The 17,105-nt window shown below is 40.3% G+C and carries 13 protein-coding genes; 5 read left to right on the top strand and 8 right to left on the bottom strand.

Going from position 1 to position 17,105, the window contains the following annotated elements; all coding sequences use genetic code 11:
* Positions 1-254 precede the first annotated feature (254 nt).
* Positions 255-2,840 (bottom strand): xylan 1,4-beta-xylosidase, encoded by a 2,586-nt coding sequence (gene xyl3A / locus AAHJ11_RS11845; protein WP_413579562.1) that lies wholly within the window; start codon positions 2,838-2,840, stop codon positions 255-257.
* Between the two features lie 257 nt (positions 2,841-3,097).
* Here xyl3A and AAHJ11_RS11840 point away from each other — a divergent pair, with 257 nt between their 5' ends.
* A complete protein-coding gene (locus AAHJ11_RS11840; protein WP_148364038.1) occupies positions 3,098-4,303 on the top strand; it encodes an ATP-binding protein in 1,206 nt (401 codons plus the stop codon).
* A gap of 113 nt (positions 4,304-4,416) precedes the next feature.
* On the opposite strand, the gene AAHJ11_RS11835 is transcribed toward AAHJ11_RS11840, so the two are convergent.
* The 4 genes from AAHJ11_RS11835 to AAHJ11_RS11820 are packed head-to-tail and all read right to left on the bottom strand — an operon-like array spanning position 4,417 to position 8,637.
* Entirely contained in the window at positions 4,417-5,433 is a 1,017-nt protein-coding gene (locus AAHJ11_RS11835) for a zinc-binding alcohol dehydrogenase family protein (protein ID WP_148364039.1), read from the bottom strand.
* A 25-nt stretch (positions 5,434-5,458) separates the two neighbouring features.
* Positions 5,459-6,727, bottom strand: coding sequence for an L-fucose:H+ symporter permease (gene fucP, locus AAHJ11_RS11830; RefSeq protein ID WP_148364040.1), 1,269 nt, complete (start codon positions 6,725-6,727; stop codon positions 5,459-5,461).
* A gap of 38 nt (positions 6,728-6,765) precedes the next feature.
* On the bottom strand, positions 6,766-7,689 hold the full coding sequence (locus AAHJ11_RS11825; RefSeq protein WP_148364041.1) for an amidohydrolase family protein: 924 nt from the start codon (positions 7,687-7,689) through the stop codon (positions 6,766-6,768).
* Positions 7,690-7,704: 15 nt separating this feature from the next.
* On the bottom strand, positions 7,705-8,637 hold the full coding sequence (locus tag AAHJ11_RS11820) for an aldo/keto reductase (RefSeq protein ID WP_148364042.1): 933 nt from the start codon (positions 8,635-8,637) through the stop codon (positions 7,705-7,707).
* A gap of 180 nt (positions 8,638-8,817) precedes the next feature.
* On the opposite strand from AAHJ11_RS11820, the gene AAHJ11_RS11815 reads away from it, so the two are divergent.
* A complete protein-coding gene (locus AAHJ11_RS11815; RefSeq protein ID WP_148364043.1) occupies positions 8,818-9,831 on the top strand; it encodes a LacI family DNA-binding transcriptional regulator in 1,014 nt (337 codons plus the stop codon).
* Positions 9,832-9,957: 126 nt separating this feature from the next.
* Here the strand turns inward: AAHJ11_RS11815 and AAHJ11_RS11810 are convergent, their stop codons facing one another.
* From AAHJ11_RS11810 to AAHJ11_RS11800, 3 genes are all read right to left on the bottom strand, one after another.
* Positions 9,958-10,518: an FKBP-type peptidyl-prolyl cis-trans isomerase gene (locus tag AAHJ11_RS11810; protein WP_148364044.1), complete on the bottom strand. Its 561-nt coding sequence runs from the start codon at positions 10,516-10,518 to the stop codon at positions 9,958-9,960.
* A gap of 11 nt (positions 10,519-10,529) precedes the next feature.
* Entirely contained in the window at positions 10,530-12,071 is a 1,542-nt protein-coding gene (locus tag AAHJ11_RS11805; protein ID WP_087317094.1) for a glycine--tRNA ligase, read from the bottom strand.
* 103 nt (positions 12,072-12,174) lie between these two features.
* Positions 12,175-12,681 (bottom strand): HU family DNA-binding protein, encoded by a 507-nt coding sequence (locus AAHJ11_RS11800; protein ID WP_148364045.1) that lies wholly within the window; start codon positions 12,679-12,681, stop codon positions 12,175-12,177.
* A 186-nt stretch (positions 12,682-12,867) separates the two neighbouring features.
* Between AAHJ11_RS11800 and AAHJ11_RS11795 the strand changes: the two genes are divergently transcribed.
* The 3 genes from AAHJ11_RS11795 (at position 12,868) to AAHJ11_RS11785 (ending at position 17,080) form a co-directional block, all read left to right on the top strand.
* Entirely contained in the window at positions 12,868-14,013 is a 1,146-nt protein-coding gene (locus tag AAHJ11_RS11795; RefSeq protein WP_148364046.1) for a XylR family transcriptional regulator, read from the top strand.
* Positions 14,014-14,179: 166 nt separating this feature from the next.
* Positions 14,180-15,403 carry an alpha/beta hydrolase family protein gene (locus AAHJ11_RS11790; protein ID WP_148364047.1) on the top strand — a complete coding sequence of 408 codons (1,224 nt, stop codon included), beginning with the start codon at positions 14,180-14,182 and terminating at the stop codon, positions 15,401-15,403.
* 30 nt (positions 15,404-15,433) lie between these two features.
* A complete protein-coding gene (locus AAHJ11_RS11785; protein ID WP_148364048.1) occupies positions 15,434-17,080 on the top strand; it encodes a hypothetical protein in 1,647 nt (548 codons plus the stop codon).
* The last annotated feature ends 25 nt before the right edge of the window (positions 17,081-17,105 follow it).

Below are 17,105 nucleotides of genomic sequence, written 5' to 3'. Positions count from 1 at the left end.
CTAGAATAGGATGAGAATAAAAGGATTTCGGGACTAAAATAGGAGAAAAGTATGAGAAATGAATTTCTAGAAAGTATTTCTCATAATGCATCTCCCTGATAATCTATATATTATATAAAATGATGAGAATATGAGAAATGAAAATGAAAAATCGTTTGCAGGGCGCTGAATTTAAATTTGAATTCAGCGCTCAATTTATATTGGTTGTAGAAGGTAGATAGTTCCAATATACTGGATAAAATCAGGAAGTATGATTATTGCACGTTCATCACTATCGCTTTCAATTTATTTTTATCGGAAGAGCCTCCATACAGCAATTCATAAGTACCTGCCACCGGATGCATTGTATTAGTCGCCTCATCAAACCATTCGAAACTCTCATGTGTAAGAGGAATAGTTACTGATTTTGTTTGCCCGGCAGGAATATGGACACGTTTGAAAGCACGCAGGGTATAACGGGGGCCGTCTTTATCTGCCGGAGATCGCAGATAAACCTGAACCACTTCATCTCCGTCCCGCTGCCCTACATTACTTACCGGAACAGTTAACATAGCTGTTTCTCCTTTTCCAATCGTATTCTTACCCAGATTAGCCTCACCATAAATAAACGTTGTATAACTCAGCCCATACCCGAATGGGTAAAGTGGTTGCTGTTGCATATATCGATAAGTACGTCCCTTCATGGAATAATCTTCGAAGTCCGGCAACTGACCGGCATCCTTATAGAAAGTGACCGGTAAACGTCCTGCCGGGTTATAATCTCCAAACAGTACATCTACAATAGCCGTACCACCTGCCTGACCCGGATACCACGCCTGCAAAATTGCCTCACAAGTATTTGATTCCGGCACTAATCCGATGGCTGAACCGGAATAATTGATAAAGACTACTTTCTTTCCAGCTTTCTTCAAGGTCCTCAGCAAGTCGCGCTGAACAGCAGGAAGTTCAATATCCGTACGGTCGCCCCCTTTAAATCCGGACACTTCCACCGGCATTTCCTCACCCTCCAGACTGGGAGAAATTCCGCCGGCAAAAAGAACGACATCAGCATCCTTCACTTTCTCTACTGCCAAATTCAAATTAATTTCGACTTGTTTACCCAAATCAAAGTCTAATGTAGCTCTCTCATTCCGTTGCTTAAACAGAATCTCAATATGATACTCCTTTCCAGCTTTCGCCTGTAACGTATAGAGATTCGTCGGATTCTTGACATATACTTTTTGAGCTACTTGTTCACCATCAACCATCAGAGTTACTTCACCATCCAACTGGAAACGGAAAGCAACATCACCGGACTGTGAAGGACGAAAAACAGATTCATAACGAGCCGAGAAATCTGTTATTTCTACACCGGGAGCAAATGTAGTAGCCCCTGTTGTAGCAAAATGGAATGGAGTAGAAATCTGGTCAGTGGCAACCACTTCTCCTTCACGAGTCCGATTATTCCAATATTCTGCCAAGAAGCCGGGCTTACCATTTATACTACATTCACTAAACAGACTTTGCAGTGCTTCTCTACTCGTGCGGTCACAACCGGGCTCATACATCACTTGTCCTTCGGGTAATTTGGAACGGACAGCTTCCAGTAAAGTAACTGTATGTCCCGGTATACCATTATAGTTTCCCCACTGCATCACAGAATCGTTGGCATTTGGTCCCATAACAGCCACTTTCAGACCAGTATTCAAAGGAAGAATATTGTTTTTATTCTGCAAAAGCACCAATGACTCACGCGCCATACGCAGGGCTAAATCCTGATGTTCCTTACTATTAAGAGTAGAAGCAGGAATCTCCGCCCAGGCAGGTTGTTCATCCATCTCTCCCAACTCAAAACGTGCAGTCAACAAACGTTTCAGCGAAACATCAATCAGCTTTTCATCAATCAATCCGGCTTTCACAGCATCTGCCAACGAGCCATATTCACCACCACATTCCAGGTCTGTTCCTGATAATACAGCCCCGGCAGAAGCGTGTTCCTTGTCCGGATGAGTTCCATGTGTTTCCGGCCTGTAAAAATCGGAAATTGCACCGCAATCGGAAACAACAATCCCTTTATATCCCCACTCATCACGTAAAATCTGCATTAACAGACGGTTGCTTCCACAACAAGGCTCTCCCTCAAAACGATTGTAGGCACACATCACCTCTTTTACATCCGCCTTCTGCACCAAGTCTTTGAAAGCCGGTAGGTAAGTCTCCCATAAATCACGGGGAGCAATATTCTCCGCATCAAAACTGTGGCGGTTCCACTCCGGTCCGGAATGGACTGCGAAGTGTTTGGCACAAGCATGCAGTTTGTCGTATTTACCATCCTTCGGTCCCTGCAAGCCACGAACGACAGCCATTCCCAGCTGTCCTGTCAGATAAGGATCCTCGCCATAAGTCTCCTGTCCGCGTCCCCAACGAGGATCACGGAATATATTTACATTCGGCGTCCAGAATGTCAGTCCCTGATAGCGTTTTAAAACACCGTTTTCACTGAAAATACGGGATTTCACACGAGCCTCGTCGGATACAGCATCAAATACTTCATACAATAACGAATCATTAAAAGAAGCCCCCATACCGATAGCCTGGGGAAAAACTGTGGCCAACCCTGCGCGTCCGACTCCGTGTAACGCTTCATTCCACCAGTCATACTCTTTGATTCCCAGACGCGGAATAGCGGGTGAGGCATTCTGCATGAGTGCAACTTTCTCTTCCAGAGTCAATCGGGGCAATAAATCTTCCGCCCGTTGTTCAGCCGTTAAAGAAGTGTCTTGATAAGGTAATTTTTGAGCGCAAGAAAAAAGTAAAGAGAGACTGCATACTCCAAGCGCAAATTTTAGTCCTGTATTCATGTTATTACATATTAGTAGGTTATCTTGTTTCAACGCAAAGTTAACGGATTTCAGCCAATAGTATATATAATCATGTATCAAAGACTTGTATTCGTGTTACATATATGCATAGAAAAACCAAGATTTCCTGATATTACATTTCAACAGAACTAAAATAGACTTAAAACTTTCCCGATTTCCAATAAAAGTTTGAAGTATACTTAAAACTTTTCCTTATCTTAGCAAAAGTTTTAAATACAAATAAAACCTATAATAAAATGGACTTTCCTAGAATTCTCAAAAAAAGAAAAGGCTACATCGAACGGATAAAACCTTTCATGCGGAAATCTGTAGCTAAGGTACTGACAGGTCAGAGACGTGTAGGCAAAAGCTTTCTCCTTTATCAACTTATTGAAGAAATTTTAGGTGAAGAGCCAAATGCCAATATCATTTACATCAATCTGGAAGACTTTGAATTCAGTTCATTACAAACAGCCCAAGATTTACATTCCTACATCATTTCTCAAAGTCAGAAGAAAGACAAGAACTATATATTTATCGACGAAATACAGGACATTCCGGGATTTGAGAAAGTGATTCGTTCTCTTCTCCTCAATGAAGATAACGATATATACATTACCGGTAGCAATGCCAATATGCTTTCAGGAGAACTTGCAACTTATTTAAGCGGCAGATATATTGAATTCAAAATATACAGTCTCTCTTATTTGGAATTCCTCGAATTTCATGGATTAACTGACAATGAAAAAAGCTATGAACTATATAGTCGTTATGGTGGGCTTCCTTACTTGTTGAACCTTCCTCTCGAAGACGAAACAGTAAATGAATATCTAAAAAGCATATACTCTACGATTGTTTTTCGTGATGTAGTCAGTCGGTATAAACTACGAAACACATTATTTTTAGAGAAGTTAATCCAGTTCTTATCCGAAAACATAGGAAATCTGTTCTCGGCTAAAAATATCAGTGATTATTTAAAATCACAACATGCGACAGTTTCTGTGAATCAAATTCAAAATTATACAGAATACCTAAGCAACGCTTTTCTTATTCACCGGGTAGAAAGATATGATTTAATAGGTAAACGTGTCTTTGAAATAGGAGAGAAATACTATTTCGAAAATATGGGAATCCGCAATATTGTTATTGGATATCGCATTACAGACAAAGCCAAAATATTAGAGAATCTGGTTTATAATCATCTTTTATATAGAGGATATGAAGTAAAGGTTGGTTATTATGGAGATAAGGAAATTGATTTCATCGGAGAAAAAAACGGAGAAAAACTCTACATACAAGTTTCTTTAAAAATAGACAGCGAAAAAACCGCTGAAAGAGAATTCGGGAATCTACTGAAAATACAAGATAATTATCCTAAAATGGTAATAACAGAGGATAACTTCAATGGAAATAGCTATGAAGGGATACGCCACTGTTCAATACGCCAGTTCTTAATGGAGTAGATTGCAGCAGTAACTCAATCGATCATCTTCTTAGATGCAGATTGCACGGATCAAATAAAAATCCCTGTTCCGTGCAATCCTGATCTGATCATAAGAGCCGACAAAACAGTTACTTAAAACTCAACTAAAATACGGAATACCTTCCCCGGATTAGCCGCCCATTCCTGCATAGCTTCTAAAGCTCCTTCAGGTTTGGCAACTTTCGAAATCAACTCTTCTACCGGACAATTTCCTTCTTTCATATAATTGATGACTGCACGGAAGTCTGCCGGCAAGGCATTTCTGGAACCACGAATATCCAGTTCTTTCTGAACAAAGAGTTTCGTTTGAAAAGCAACTTCACTCTTAGCATAGCCGATACAAACCACCCGTCCTGTGAAACCGACTTCATCTACTGCCATAACATAAGTCACCGGACTGCCAACAGCTTCAATCACAACATCAGCACCCAATCCCTCTGTGATCTCCTGCATCCGTTCGTGCACATTTTCTGTCTTGGAGTTAATCACATAAGAGGCGCCTACCTTTTTCGCCAGTTCCAGCTTTTCATCATCCAGGTCAACAGCAATTACCGTTGCACCTCTCAAAGCGGCACGTACAATGGCACCGATACCAATCATACCACAACCAATCACCATCACAAATTCATTATCGATTACTTGTGCACGAGATACGGCATGAAAACCGACACTCATCGGTTCGATCAAGGCACAGTCACGAGAAGAGATATTACCTGCCGGAATAATCTTTGTCCAAGGCAATACAGCATATTCGCACATCACTCCATTGCGTTGCACGCCTAATGTTTCATTATGTTCGCAGGCATTAACACGGCCATTACGACAAGAAGCACATTTTCCACAGTTGGTATACGGATTCAAGGTCACATTCATACCTTTTTCAAAACCCGCCGGAACATCCGGGCCGATTTCCTCAATGACTGCTCCTACTTCATGTCCCGGTATCACAGGCAATTTCACCATCGGATTTTTACCCAGGAATGTGTTCAAGTCGGAACCACAAAAACCAACATACTTGATTCTTACTAATACTTCACCGGCTCCAACGGTCGGTTTTTCCAGTTCAACCACCTTCATTTCGGAGGGATTGATAATTTGAACTGCTTTCATTTGATATGTATTTGATAAAATTTTATTAATCGATTACTTTATAACCTTTCCAGCCATAGTAGGCACAGAAGACAAAGCAAATCATCGGCACGCAATAAGCCACATAATAAATATGCTCATTGGCATGCATGAAATAAGCTGTCAACTGCGGGAGACAGGCATTACCAACGATCGCCATTACAAGAAAGGCCGAACCGCTCTTCGTCTGATTTCCAAGTCCTTTTAAAGCCAATGAGAATTGAGTGGGATACATAATGGACATAAAAAACGAAATAGCCAGCATCGCATATAGTCCGATCATTCCTCCCCATATCATCACCACTCCGCACAGGAGGATATTCATCAGGGCATAGAGCAACAGCATATCTTGAGGACGGAATTTCACCATCAAGCCTGTACCAATCCAACGCCCCAAAAGAAAAGCCAGCATATAGAGTCCGAAGAAAGTGGTAGCCGTATCTTCCGGCAATCCTGCATAGGTGCAGCAATAGACCAGGAAAAGACTATTGATGGCTGTCTGCCCGCCATTATAAAAGAATTGGGCAATCACTCCCCAACGAAGATGCGAGTGTTTTAATACTCCGAAGTCTATCAGTTTTTCTTTCTTAGCATCAGTCACCATTGCATCTGAAGAGGTTGTTTCATCTCCAATCTTCGGCAACTTTGAAAAGACAAATACAACGGCTATGGCAATGAGCAGTAAGGCCAATATCAGATAAGGAAGTTTCATGGCATCTGTTTCCAGTTGGATATAGGCTTGCCAACCACCCGGATAATCTACAGGAAGTGTTTCCCGTGTGTAATGGTTCCCACTAAGGATGAGTTTGCTTAAGAACATGGCAGCAATGAAGGCTCCGAGTCCGTTGAAAGACTGCGCTAGGTTCAATCGGCGGGGAGCCGTTTCAGAGGCACCCAGCACTGTTACATACGGATTGGCAGCCGTCTCCAGAAAGCACATTCCGGTGGCAATGATAAAGAAGATGCAAAGGTAAGCCCAATATTCTTTTAGCATGGCAGCAGGGAAAAAGAGCAGACCTCCGATAGCAGCCAGGATAAGTCCGAATATAATTCCCGCTTTATAACTATATCGTTTCATGAACATAGCTATCGGAATAGGAAAAATAAAGTAGGCAAGCCAATAGGCTGTCTCTGTAAAAGAAGCCTCAAAGGTATTCAGTTCACAGGTCTTCATTAATTGCCGGATCATCGTAGGAAGCAGATTACTGCTTATCGCCCACAAGAAGAAAAGGCAGAAAACCAAAGCTAAGGGTATTGTATATGTATTCTTTTTCATGGTATAAATATAGTTTCACGATAAGATTGTTTTCTCAATCATTCGGACATGTTCTTAATGTAAGGAAGCACGGGGAGATCTGTAAATCCATAGAAATTCCGGGCATTCTCTCCTAAAAAGAGTCTTTTGTCCTCTTCCGTCAATTCAGAAGACTTCACCACAAAATCATAAGACATTTTGTAGGTGATCGCTGTGATGGTACGCGGATAATCCGAGCCCCACATCAGTTTTTCCATTCCTACCAGATCTGCCGCTTCACAGATGGCTTTTATGGCTCCTTTAAAAGGATAAAACTCGTCATTGAAAAGCCAGGTGATTCCACCGGATTCAATCATCACATTGGAATGACGTGCCAGACGGATTTGCTCTTTCCAGTCGGGCCGTGTCACCATTCCGAAGTGTCCGATAGCTATCCGCAAATCCGGACATTCCTGAATAATCTCCTCCATTTCAGGAACCTGTGTGGCTCCGTCGGCTAAATCAATAGAAAGCAGAACGTCCTTATCTTCCATATAATGGAACATATCTATCATCTCTTCACTGTTCAGCATCACTCTTCTTTCTTTCAGTAATAACCGTTGTGCCGGAATCTTGATTGCCTTAAAACCATTGTCAATAAGTTCTTTGGCATGATTCAGAAATCCCGGTTTACGGAATTCACACATGCCGCAAACAATAAAACGATTGGGAAAACGTTCCTCTACTGTTGCCAGATAATCATTCTGAATTCCATCAATAAATTCTTGCGTGATGACTGCGGCAGCTACCTGCGCATAATCCATATTCGAAAGAAACGTCTCCGCATCATTCACCCCATTCACCATGAAAGGAGGAAGCATCTGGCGAATCTCTCCCATAAATTCCGAACGTCCATTCTGTAAAGAACGAATGGGTAAACCATCTACTACCGTGTTCTGCTCTATCCACAGATGAGCGTGCGCATCAATAATTGTATAGTCCATACAAATGATTCTGTTTTATGAATTTGCCCAGCTTACCCGTTTCTGTTCTCCGATAATCTCCTGCACTTCCTGAACGAGTTCCCAATCAATAGGTTCTTCGATGAAAGCGATGTTCTTTTTCACATTCTCCGGATTAGTCGTACTAAACAAAGTCGTTGCTATACGGGGATTGCTGACGGAGAATTGCATAGCCAGTTTCTCTATCGGATAGTTTTTTGCCTTGCAATGTTCCATGGCTTTACGGCAAGCTTCTACCAATGGTTGGGGAGCCGGATGCCAGACAGGAACACCACGTTCACTCAACAATCCCATTGAAAGCGGAGAAGCATTAATCACACCGATTGCTTTGGATTCAAAATAGTCCAGAAAGTCTGCTAATTTATCATCACACAGGCAGTAATGGCAGAAGCTAAGTACAGATTCAATCGTACCGCTGGGTGAATGATCGATGACCCATTTCAAGTTTTCCAGTTGCAGGTCAGTAATTCCTACGTGACCTACCACACCTTTTTCACGCAACTCGACCAAAGCCGGCAGTGTTTCATTGACCACTTGATTCAAATCGGCAAATTCCACATCGTGCACATTAATCAGGTCGATAAAATCTATATTCAAGCGTTCCATGCTCTCGTACACACTTTCCGTCGCACGTTTTGCAGAGTAATCCCACAGGTTCACTCCGTCCTTTCCATAGCGTCCCACTTTGGTAGAGAGATAATAGCGATTGCGGGGAAGATCTTTCAGTGCTTTTCCTAAAACTGTCTCTGCTTTGTAATGTCCGTAATAAGGAGAGACATCTATAAAGTTCATTCCCGATTCAACAGCTGTGAACACGGCCTGAATGCCTTCTTTTTCTTTCAAATCATGGAAAACTCCTCCTAAGGAAGAAGCTCCGAAACTAAGAGATGACACTTTCATCCCTGTTTTTCCGATTTCATGGTATTGCATAACTTTTAGGTTTTAAATCATTTTGTATGTGACAAAAGTAGGTAAGGAATGGTTTCAGTGCAGCAGAGAACAGTCGAAAAACCAACGTAACGGTTTACGTAAAAAAGATTGCTTCAGATGTTTTTAATTTTCCGGGAATGTGCTTTCTTTGTAAAAAGAATCTAAGTTACAGACTTTCAAATGGAAAACCGGAAACATACTTCACTCAAAGATCTCGCCCAAGCACTGGGGGTATCGATTCCCACTGTATCCAGAGCACTGAAAGACAGTCCGGAGATCAGTCGTGAACTTTGTGCCAAAGCAAAAGAACTGGCCAAAGAGATGAACTACCGTCCCAATCCTTTTGCCATGAGCTTACGGAAGAATGCACCGCGCATCATCGGAGTAGTAGTTCCGGATATTGTGACTCACTTCTTTGCGTCTATTCTGAACGGAATAGAAAATATGGCCATTGCCAACGGATATTTCGTGATTATCACCACGTCGCATGAGTCGTACGAACATGAAAAAAGGAATATTGAGAATCTGGTGAATATGCGGGTAGAGGGTATTATCGCCTGCCTATCTCAAGAAACAACCGATTTTTCCCACTTATCCGCCTTGAAAAACATCAATATGCCACTTATCCTATTCGACCGCGTTTGTTTGACCGACCAATTTTCTTCAGTGGTAGCGGACGGAGTGCAATCTGCACAAATGGCAACGCAACATCTTCTCAATAATGGAAGCAAACGGGTAGCCTTTATCGGAGGAGCGAATCACTTGGATATTGTAAAGAGAAGAAAGCACGGTTATCTGGAAGCTCTACGCGAAAATCGGATTCCTATCGAAAAAGAGTTAGTCGTTTGCCGGAAGATTGATTATGAAGAGGGGAAGATTGCCACAGAGACACTGTTATCTCTCCCCCAACCTCCCGATGCTATCCTTGCCATGAATGATACGCTGGCTTTTGCAGCTATGGAAGTTATCAAAAGCCGTGGACTTCGTATACCGAATGACATTGCTATTATCGGATATACCGACGAGCAGCATGCCAATTACGTAGAACCTAAATTATCTGCCGTTTCGCATCAAACCTATAAAATGGGAGAAACTGCCTGCCAACTATTAATAGATCAGATTAAAGGAAATAAGACAATCAAACAGGTTACAATTCCGACACATCTGCAGATTAGGGAGAGTAGTATAAAATAAATTCAGGAAAGAAATATATAGTAGAAAAATGAAAAAGTAAATTCTGCTATTGAGATAAATAAAAAATATAGGTGTTGCATCTAAACGATACAACACCTTATTTATATTTATTATATTGTTATAAGATTATCTCTCTACAATCTTCTCTAATCTAACATTATATACTAATGCCGAATAAGCTTGCAGATTACCATCATTAGTGCTTGAGCCATATCCACTTTGATAAGGAATATACAAAGTCCAAAAATCACCAACTACCATATGTATCAGCGTATAAGACCAGCCGGAAATAACACCATTCAAAGTAAAATTTGCCGGAGAATCAAAGTCTGTAGGTTCTGTTCCTGTGTAAGTCTGTTGAACTACATCTCCATTGAAATAAGACATACGATAATGTGCACTTACTGTAGAAGTATATTGAGGCACCTCTTTGCCCGTCCCTTTTTTCACCTTCTTAACATATATCCATTGACCAGTTACCTCATCTTGATAACGATAAAGTTTCTCCGGATCATTCTTAGCTAAAGCCTGATTTTCAGGACTATCATACACACTAGCGATCGAGTCTATAAAAGCCACACTACGTGCCTGCCAATTATCATAACGACTCGTCTCTTCCGTCTCACTGCAAGCAGTGAACGCAAGAGCCAGCAATACTAAGGAGAATAAATAGATCTTTTTACTCATTCGTCAAAGGTTTATTGTAAAGTTTTCAATAGAGAAGTGATGCTTACTCTGTCTGCGATGATATTATTCAGTTCAGAGATAGCGACACGCTCTTGCTGCATGGTATCGCGGTTACGCAATGTCACACAATTATCTTCTAATGTCTGATGATCGACTGTTACACAGTACGGAGTACCAATAGCATCCTGACGGCGATAACGCTTACCGATACTATCCTTTTCGTCATATTGGCAATGGAAGTGGAACTTCAGGCTGTCAATAACTTCACGGGCTTTTTCAGGCAGACCGTCTTTCTTTACCAACGGCATAACTGCCAGTTTCACCGGAGCCAGAGCAGCAGGCAATTTCAAAACAACACGGCTTTCACCATTTTCCAGCTGTTCTTCGCAATAAGATGCGCTCATGATACTAAGGAACATACGGTCAACACCGATAGAAGTTTCGATTACGTACGGAGTATAAGACTCGTTCAGTTCCGGATCAAAGTATTTAATACTCTTGCCGGAGAACTTCTCATGTTGAGACAAGTCGAAGTTAGTACGAGAGTGGATACCTTCTACTTCTTTGAATCCGAACGGCATCAGGAACTCGATGTCAGTAGCGGCATTTGCGTAGTGAGCCAGTTTATCGTGATCGTGATAACGATAGCTTGCATCTCCGAAGCCAAGTGCCTTATGCCATTTCAGACGGATTTCTTTCCATTTCTTGAACCAGTCAAGTTCTGTCCCCGGTTTCACGAAGAACTGCATTTCCATCTGTTCGAACTCACGCATACGGAAGATGAACTGCCGGGCAACGATCTCGTTACGGAAAGCCTTACCAATCTGTGCAATACCGAAAGGAACTTTCATGCGGCCTGTTTTCTGTACATTCAGGTAGTTTACGAAAATACCCTGTGCAGTTTCCGGACGAAGGTAAATCTTCATTGCTCCTTCGGAAGTAGAACCCATTTCAGTAGAGAACATCAGATTGAACTGACGAACTTCTGTCCAGTTCTTAGTACCGGAGATCGGGCATACGATTTCTTCATCAATAATGATCTGGCGTAATTCTTCCAAATCACCATCGTTCAGAGCTTTAGCAAAGCGAGTGTGAAGTGCGTCGCGTTTTTCCTGATGTTCCAATACCCGTCCGTTAGTTGAACGGAATTGAGCCTCATCAAAAGATTCACCAAATCTCTTGGCAGCTTTCGCTACTTCTTTATTGATTTTATCGTCATACTTTGCCAACTGATCTTCAATCAGTACGTCAGCGCGATAACGTTTTTTAGAATCCTTATTGTCAATCAAAGGGTCATTGAATGCGTCTACGTGTCCGGAAGCCTTCCAGATAGTAGGGTGCATAAAGATGGCAGAGTCGATACCGACAATGTTCTCGTGCAACAGCACCATGCTGTCCCACCAGTATTTCTTGATGTTATTCTTCAATTCAACGCCCATCTGACCGTAGTCATACACAGCGCCTAGTCCGTCGTAGATATCGCTCGAAGGGAATACGAAACCATACTCTTTGCAATGCGATACAAGCTTCTTAAAAACGTCTTCTTGTGCCATTTTCTTTTCTATATCTATTAATTTGAATTTGCTTTTTTCGTAAAAAGTGCCACAAAGATAGGGATTTATCTCATAAATAAGACAGGGAGGGTATTAATTTATCTTATTCCTGAACTTCTTCACCGATTTCCGGTGCCACCATACGGTCATATTCTTCTCGCTCCTGCTCCCAGTCCGCTTTCTTCATTTCTTTGGTCAGCATCTCTTCGGGTATATACAGATTAAAAGGAATACGCATGCATTTCATTTTTTTCACTTCCCGGCTAAATTCAGGACAAGCCACGAAATAGACACGTGATACGGACACCTTTCCCGGAGTTACCTGTTCGGGGCGTTCAAATCCCGGACTGGTCAGTGACGTATGGAATGTGCCAAGTCCTTCGATAGTAACCGGCTGTCCGATAGACAACAGACTACGGATAGCATCAACCATTTCCGTCAATATACCATCTATCTGCCCGCGATGAAATCCACTCCGTTTTTCCATGTACTCAGCAAATTCTCTATTCCGAATCGGATCTATCAGTTTTTTGGGTACACCATACCATAATTCTTTTCTTTCTCCCGATGTTAAATCGGCTTTTTTTCTCACTACATAAGGTACTGCCATCGTCTATACTCCTTTCTTTTTTCGTTTATACTCGTGTTCTATCTGACACCCGGGTGTCAGTGCTCATGAGACCCGGGTGTCAGATAAGTGTTGGCTGCAACAAAATTAAGTCTTTATTGCGAGAGAACAAAAGAATTCTTCTATATTTGTGCATCCCTACATTATACTAAAGAAAAACATAGAACTATGATTAAGATTCTTCTATTGATAGACTATTCAAGCGAATTTGACAGGAAACTGCTACGGGGACTTGTCCAATACTCCAAAGAAAACGGCCCCTGGCTCTTTTATCGGCTACCTTCTTATTATAGCGCGATGTATGGGGAACAAGGTATTCTGAAATGGGCGAAAGAATGGAAAGCGGATGCCATTATTGGTCAATGGAATAACGACACGATCGATTTGCAGAAAGAGTTGAATATTCCGGTAGTGCTACAAAACTATCATCACCGAAGTGTTACTTACTCCAACCTGACAGGTGATTATAAAGGTACGGGAAGAATGGCAGCCCAGTTTTTTGCCAAAAGAATGTTTCGCAATTTTGCTTATTTCGGTGTTAAAGGAGTCGTATGGTCTGACGAACGCTGCGAAGGTTATCGGCAGGAGGTAAAACGTATCGGAGGCGAATTTTTCAGTTTCGAATCGGATAAGCAGGAAGACGAGATAAGAATGGAAGTAAGCCAGTGGTTACAGGAACTTCCCAAGCCTGTCGCCTTATTCTGTTGCGATGATGCACATGCCCTGTTCATTTCTGAAACTTGCCGGATGAACAACATTCATATCCCGGAAGAAATCGCTCTATTGGGTGTAGATAACGACGAACTAATGTGTAATATTTCCGACCCGCCTATTTCATCCATAGAGCTTGAAGTAGAAAGAGGAGGCTATTCTATCGGCAGACTCATCCACCAACAAATAAAGAAGGAACATGAAGGCACTTTCAATATTGTTATCAACCCCATCCGCATCGAACTACGCCAATCAACAGAGAAACACAATATTAAAGACCCTTATATTCTCGAAGTGGTGAAATATATAGATTCACATTACAGTTCCGACCTAACGATAGAATCTTTGCTTGCCAACATTCCGTTATCCCGCAGAAACTTTGAGGTGAAATTCAAACATGCAATGAATACTTCTATATATCAGTATATCCTGAATTGTCGTTGTAACCATCTGGCAGATTTATTACTCACGACAGATCGGTCTTTAGCCGATTTGGCAATAGAGGTGGGGTTCAAAGATTATAATAATATCTCGCGTGTCTTTAAAAAATATAAAGGTTGTTCACCTCTGGAATATCGCCAAAAGAAGACTAGTCATATTTAATTTTCGTTTTTTGAATAGTACTTTTCGTTTTTACTATAAAAACTATTATAGAAACAACCTACTTTTGCCATAAAAGTTAATACTCTCTCAAAGTAACGAAGAATGTATTAGCTATATCCAATCTTTGTTATATCCTTAAATAAATATACTATATATAATTTCTAAAATGTCAAGTACCATTCAAAAACAATGCAAAAGGAAAATGCAGCTAACAATAAAGTTCGGATTTTCCAAACAGTTTTTTATATACTATATAATTATCTGCATAGGGTTCTGCACTGCTAGTTGTATAGAGAATAAACAAACTAATTCACCGCAATATAATACAAAAGCATGGAATAAAATAAAAGATTATTTCAATCCGCCAGTGATATATAAAGATAATTATGGAAATTATCGTTCCCCTCTGTTACTGAATAATGGAGACACTATCAAGAATGTAAATGATTGGAATAAAAAACGAAAAGAAATAAAGGACACATGGATGAATTTAATGGGGAAATGGCCTCCTATAATTAAAAATCAAAAATTTGAAATATTAGATACGCTTAAACGTGAGAACTTCTATCAATATCGTGTCCGCTTCTATTGGGTTCCTAATGAACAAACAGAGGGGTATTTACTAATCCCTGATAAGAGAGGGAAGAAGCCTGCTATTATTTCTGTTTTTTATGAACCTGAAACTGCCATTGGAATCGATGGAAAGCCTAATCGTGACTTCGCTTATCAACTTACTAAAAGAGGATTTATCACCCTGTCATTAGGAACAACCCAAACAACGAAAGAAAAAACATACTCCATATATTATCCGACGATCAATAATGCTTCTCTACAACCTCTATCAGCATTAGCCTATGCAGCTGCCAATGCATGGGAAGCATTAGCCAAAGTCCCTGATGTAGACTCTACTAAAATTGGCATTGTCGGACATTCATATGGAGGAAAATGGGCAATGTTTGCATCTTGCCTCTATGACAAATTTGCATGCGCTGCATGGAGTGATCCGGGTATTGTTTTTGATGAAACAAAAGGGGGATACATCAACTATTGGGAACCTTGGTATCTTGGCTATTACCCTCCGCCCTGGAAAGATACCTGGAACAAAAACGGATATACTAAAGTAAAAGGAATTTATTCGCAGTTACGTAAAAATGGGCATGATTTACATGAAATTCATGCACTTATGGCTCCCCGCCCTTTTCTTGTTTCCGGAGGCTTCTCTGACGGACCTGAAAGATGGATACCTCTAAATCATACAATACTCATTAATCGAATTCTAGGGTATGAAAACAGGGTAGCGATGACCAATAGAGCGAAACATGATCCTGATCCCGAATCAAATGAAATCCTTTACAATTTCTTCGAGTGGTATTTATGTCCCACTAGTTGACAAAAAACATTACATAATAAAAAATATCTTATGAAAAACTCAAAAATTAATTGCAGAGCCACTATCAATCGATTCATTTTGCTCTCTCTCACTTTATGCTATATTTTCACAGCATATTGTAGTAATAAGGAACAGGAAATAAAACAATTTCTCATTTATGATGCTATGTCATACATCGGCAAACCAGACTTAAGTCACTATGGTCTTCAGCCTGTTTATCTAATGTATGAAGTAACCTTGACAAAAAAACACTCCGATCATTCTTCAAAAGTCATACTTGACTTCAACAAAATCGAGAAACAAGCCAAACTTGCATCCTTATTTCCGAGAACTATGATTTCAACGGATATAGAACAATGGTATTACGAGCCTTCACTTACAGACCAGGAAATAGAACAAAGATTCGACACATTATTTAGTTACTTTAGACAAAAAATTTCACCAAACATAACAATCGGCAACTATGGAGCCGCTCCTACAGCCTTATGTGTACACCGATACTACCATTCCAAAATGTCAGAAGATAGTATATTGATGACTTGGCGAAAAAGCAATAAAAAACGTTGGGCTGCACTCAAATACGCAGATGTAGCTCAACCCTCTCTTTACATTGCCGAGCCTAATATCGAATCTTGGATAAAAGATCTGCAAATAACAGTAAAAGAAATAAAAAAGCACTACCCTAATAAAAAAATTATAGCATATATTTGGCCCCAATACTATGATAAAAAAGATAGTCCATATTATAAACAATTCATTTCCCCCCACATTTGGAAACAAATGCTAGAGGCTACTTATACATATTGTGATGGAAGTATCATATGGTCAAGTAGAACTGATGAAAATGACCAATCAGTATTCTGGGAAGATCTTCGGGTGCAACAAATCTGGGAAGTAACAAAACATTTTATCCATTCCCACAAAAGACAGATTGTGTTTCCTGAAAAAGAAAACTTGTCCATATTAACTTCTACTCCACAAGAATTCAATATATATTTAAACACAAATCATCCCCAATTAGCCCAATATGGAGTTCAGACGATACAAATGATTAATGAAAAAGATTTGGGAAACTGTAGCAATGAAACTTTTGTTCTTGATGTAGACAAAGTGAAACAACTTGCCATACAAACTCCAAAATCCTCCAATACGCCTATATGTATTGCACCGATTAATAAAAAGAGTGATACATCAGATTATCAAGAAATTTACAAACTATTTAAAAAAGACAATGGTAATCAAATATGGCAAATACCCTCCACAAGTTTAGGTAAACTAAGGCTTCATAATTCAAATATGCATGTCAACATGGGAAGTTGGGCAATAAATACAATGAATTCTCCGCAAGAGCTGGAAAAATTCACAGATGCCATTATCATAAATGCCCCTATCGTTGATAATGACACAATCACTTGGAAGAAAGAATTATACATTACGATAAAAGAAGCACAATTCAAATCTGAAGGAAAACCAATATATGTATATTTGCCAACCGCCTCGTTTAATAACAATTATACAATAAAAGCAACGGAATGGAAAACTGCATTGAAAACCGCCCACCAATGGTGTAACGGTATAATAATACATGATATAAACAACAATCTACCTGACACGAATACAGCAATATGGCAAGAAACTTTAAAATTCATAAGAGAAATGAAGAATACAGTAGATTAAACTTACGTTTTTTGAGGACTAGTCT

Source organism: Bacteroides sp. 90-K9/2, assembly GCF_047310725.1.
Lineage (GTDB): Bacteria > Bacteroidota > Bacteroidia > Bacteroidales > Bacteroidaceae > Bacteroides > Bacteroides vicugnae.
This window is presented reverse-complemented; position numbering and strand designations above follow the sequence as displayed.

Coding starts and splice junctions, on each gene's coding strand:
- xyl3A (WP_413579562.1), bottom strand. CDS start 2,840: ATGAATACAGGACTAAAATTTGCGCTTGGAGTATGCAGTCTCTCTTTA.
- AAHJ11_RS11840 (WP_148364038.1), top strand. CDS start 3,098: ATGGACTTTCCTAGAATTCTCAAAAAAAGAAAAGGCTACATCGAACGG.
- AAHJ11_RS11835 (WP_148364039.1), bottom strand. CDS start 5,433: ATGAAAGCAGTTCAAATTATCAATCCCTCCGAAATGAAGGTGGTTGAA.
- fucP (WP_148364040.1), bottom strand. CDS start 6,727: ATGAAAAAGAATACATATACAATACCCTTAGCTTTGGTTTTCTGCCTT.
- AAHJ11_RS11825 (WP_148364041.1), bottom strand. CDS start 7,689: ATGGACTATACAATTATTGATGCGCACGCTCATCTGTGGATAGAGCAG.
- AAHJ11_RS11820 (WP_148364042.1), bottom strand. CDS start 8,637: ATGCAATACCATGAAATCGGAAAAACAGGGATGAAAGTGTCATCTCTT.
- AAHJ11_RS11815 (WP_148364043.1), top strand. CDS start 8,818: ATGGAAAACCGGAAACATACTTCACTCAAAGATCTCGCCCAAGCACTG.
- AAHJ11_RS11810 (WP_148364044.1), bottom strand. CDS start 10,518: ATGAGTAAAAAGATCTATTTATTCTCCTTAGTATTGCTGGCTCTTGCG.
- AAHJ11_RS11805 (WP_087317094.1), bottom strand. CDS start 12,071: ATGGCACAAGAAGACGTTTTTAAGAAGCTTGTATCGCATTGCAAAGAG.
- AAHJ11_RS11800 (WP_148364045.1), bottom strand. CDS start 12,681: ATGGCAGTACCTTATGTAGTGAGAAAAAAAGCCGATTTAACATCGGGA.
- AAHJ11_RS11795 (WP_148364046.1), top strand. CDS start 12,868: ATGATTAAGATTCTTCTATTGATAGACTATTCAAGCGAATTTGACAGG.
- AAHJ11_RS11790 (WP_148364047.1), top strand. CDS start 14,180: ATGTCAAGTACCATTCAAAAACAATGCAAAAGGAAAATGCAGCTAACA.
- AAHJ11_RS11785 (WP_148364048.1), top strand. CDS start 15,434: ATGAAAAACTCAAAAATTAATTGCAGAGCCACTATCAATCGATTCATT.